Source organism: Deltaproteobacteria bacterium (assembly GCA_016874755.1).
Lineage (GTDB): Bacteria > Desulfobacterota > Binatia > UBA9968 > UBA9968 > DP-20.
The window spans coordinates 1-2,916 of sequence record VGTH01000098.1 but is presented as its reverse complement, the minus strand read 5'-3'; the positions used below and the strand labels follow the sequence as shown (position 1 = coordinate 2,916).

At 54.6% G+C, this 2,916-nt stretch carries 5 protein-coding genes; 4 read left to right on the top strand and 1 reads right to left on the bottom strand.

What is annotated here, in order from left to right:
* The 4 genes from FJ145_26615 to FJ145_26600 all read left to right on the top strand — a co-directional run.
* The coding region (locus FJ145_26615; protein ID MBM4264983.1) for a VacJ family lipoprotein at window positions 1–240 on the top strand (240 nt) is incomplete at its 5' end.
* 184 nt (window positions 241–424) lie between these two features.
* On the top strand, window positions 425–796 hold the full coding sequence (locus FJ145_26610) for a hypothetical protein (GenBank protein ID MBM4264982.1): 372 nt from the start codon (window positions 425–427) through the stop codon (window positions 794–796).
* 117 nt (window positions 797–913) lie between these two features.
* Window positions 914–1,297 (top strand): phosphoribosyl-AMP cyclohydrolase, encoded by a 384-nt coding sequence (gene hisI / locus FJ145_26605; protein ID MBM4264981.1) that lies wholly within the window; start codon window positions 914–916, stop codon window positions 1,295–1,297.
* 9 nt (window positions 1,298–1,306) lie between these two features.
* Window positions 1,307–2,206 (top strand): ATP phosphoribosyltransferase, encoded by a 900-nt coding sequence (locus tag FJ145_26600; GenBank protein ID MBM4264980.1) that lies wholly within the window; start codon window positions 1,307–1,309, stop codon window positions 2,204–2,206.
* Window positions 2,207–2,294: 88 nt separating this feature from the next.
* Here the strand turns inward: FJ145_26600 and FJ145_26595 are convergent.
* Window positions 2,295–2,916: hypothetical protein (locus tag FJ145_26595; protein ID MBM4264979.1), on the bottom strand; the 622-nt coding region annotated here is incomplete at its 5' end.

Genomic DNA, 2,916 nt, shown 5'->3' with positions numbered 1-2,916 from the left:
CCGTTCTTGCCGCCGCTGAACGTGCGCGATGGAATTGGCCTCTTGCTTGACCGCGCAATGTTTCCGCCGTCCTATTTCATGCCGTTCTGGGGCAACATCGTCTACCGGCTCGATGAAGGCATCAACAATCGTTCGCTCAATCTCGATCGCTTTGAGCGTGTCGCCGAATCCACCGTCGATCTCTACAGCGCCGTGCGCAATGGTTACTTGCAGCGTCGCGTGGCCGCCATCCGCCAGTAGCAGAGTTTCGTAATTTCGGCTAAAAAGCGCGGAGGGTTGACCCTCCGCGCTTTTTTTCGCTCTAAAAACGAGAAACACGTTAGTCACTTTGGGCAGATATTCCTATTGACAAGTTTCCGGTGGTTCATTAAGACTTCCGATCAAGTCACTGATACGGATCAAACTAAGAATCGAGCCAACGACGATGGCAAGAGCCAAAAAGAAAGCGGCAAAGCGTTCGACCAAAGATAAGACTCACGACTACATCGATGACGCATCCACTGAAGAGTCCGCCGACGAAGAGCTGCCAAGCGACGAAGCCGGTCGGCGCAAGGTCAAGAAGAACTACGAAGACCTCCTGGGCATCCGCATCGAGAAACTCAAGGGCCGCGTGTTAAACCGCGAGAAGCTCAACAAGAGCATTGACGGCCTCTACTTCATCTGCTTCGAGTGCAAAAAAATCTGCCACAACCTCGACGAAGGCTGGGTCGAAGAAGCCGGCACCACGAATAATTTCTGCGGCACCTGCGCCAAAGCCAAAGGAATCAAGACCGCGACACCCGCACAACCTACATAAACCTCGATCGTTGACAAATCCGCGGTGCTTGATATCGCACGGCTAGCCGCAGCAGCGCGCGCCGTTGTTGAAGCCCCCACCCTTCTGTGTTAGCTAAACAGTTTCGAGGAAATTTTTATGTCCGACGTAAAGATCGACTTTGCCAAAGGCAATGGTCTCGTGCCGGTTATCGTCCAAGACTATCAAACCCGCGAAGTATTGATGGTCGCCTACATGAACGAAGCGGCATGGCAGAAAACGATCGAGACCGGCAAAGCCCATTACTATAGCCGTTCGCGCAACGGGCCGTGGTTCAAGGGCGAAGAGTCGGGCAATTTTCAGGAAGTCAAAGACGCTTTCATCGATTGCGACACCGACACAATCTTAATCCAAGTGCATCAGGTGGGCGGCGCTGCCTGTCATGAGGGCTACAGGAGCTGTTTTTTTCGCCAACGTGTCGGCAGCGATTGGAACGTCATCGGCAAACGCGTATTCGATCCTAAAGAAGTCTACAAAAAGTAAGGTTTTCCCATGGCTGGCAGCAACGAACTCAGACTTGGCATTCCCAAAGGCAGCCTGGAGCAGATGACCATCGATCTGTTCAAAAAGTCGGGCTGGAAAATCGAATCCTCGATGCGCAGTTATTTTCCCACCATCGACGACAAAGAAATTCGCTGCAGCTTGGCGCGGCCACAAGAGATGTCGCGCTACGTCGAAAAGGGGACGCTCGATGTGGCCATTACCGGCAAGGATTGGACCATCGAAAATCAGTCCGACGTCCAAGTCGTCTGTGAGATGGTCTATTCAAAGACCAGTTTTCGCCCGACCCGCTGGGTGGTCGCAGTGCCACGCGACTCGCAGATCAAGAAAATTGAAGACCTCAAAGGCAAGCGCATTTCCACCGAGATGGTCAATTTCACTAAGCGCTACTTCGCCGAGCGCAACATTCCCGTTGAAGTCGAATTTTCCTGGGGCGCCACCGAAGCGAAAGCGGCGGAGGGATTGGTCGACGGCATCGTCGAGGTCACCGAAACCGGCACGACGATTCGCGCCGCGGGTTTGGACATCATTCACGAGTTGATGCAATCGTGCCCGCAACTGATTGCCAACAAGCAAGCCTGGCAAGACCCGTGGAAGCGCGCCAAGATCGAGCAGATCAAGATGCTGATCCTCGGCGCATTGTCCGCCGAAAACAAAGTTGGCATCAAGCTCAACGTGCCGGAGGGCAATCTAGAAAAAGTCGTCGAGCTGATCCCGAGCATCACCGCGCCCACTGTGGCCACCCTCCACCCGTCGCCCAATCTGAAAGGGGTCAAATGGTACTCGGTGGAAAGCGTTTTGGAAGAAGCGAAAGTGAGAGATCTGATCCCGCAGCTAATTCAAGCCGGCGCCGTGGGCATCATCGAGTACCCGCTCAACAAGATCATTTGAAATAAGCAATGATTCGCGAGGTGTGCGCCGCGAGTAAGACCCACTCCGGATAGTCTCGCGAATCGAGCCTCGTGCCTCCCGGCTTCTTTCAATGCACCGCCGCTGCCACTGGCTCTGCCACACGCCCTTTGTCGCGCGCTTGAAAAAACTCTTTGGCAATCTCCGGAAACAGCGCGTAAGTAAGCACGTCCTCTTCGCTGCGCGCTAGATCGCCGGCTTCTTTGCGCGCCGCCTCCAACCCCGGTTTCAACAAGTCCGCCGGTCGGCAAGTGATGGGCGATTTCTTGCCCAGAACTTTTTCGCGCATCTCTTCACTCACCGACCCGGGCGCCTCACCGTAAAGGCCCATCACGTAGTTGCGCGTTTCCATGGCCACCACGGAATACCTCTTGCCGGTCATCACGTTGAGCGCGGCCTGCGCGCCAACCATTTGGCTCGTCGGCGTCACCAGCGGCGGATAACCAAGATCCTTGCGCACATGAGGCATCTCAGCGAGCACGGCGTCCAACTTATCTTCTGCCTTTTGTTGACGCAGCTGAGCGACAAGATTAGAAAGCATGCCGCCGGGAATTTGCGAGACCAAAATATCGGTCTTGATCTGGTTGTTTACCGGGCTTTCGAACTCGGCATATTTTTTTCGCACGCCGTAAAAATAATCGGCGATCGCCCAGAGCTTGGTGAGATCCAAACCGGTGTCGTATGGCGAGCCC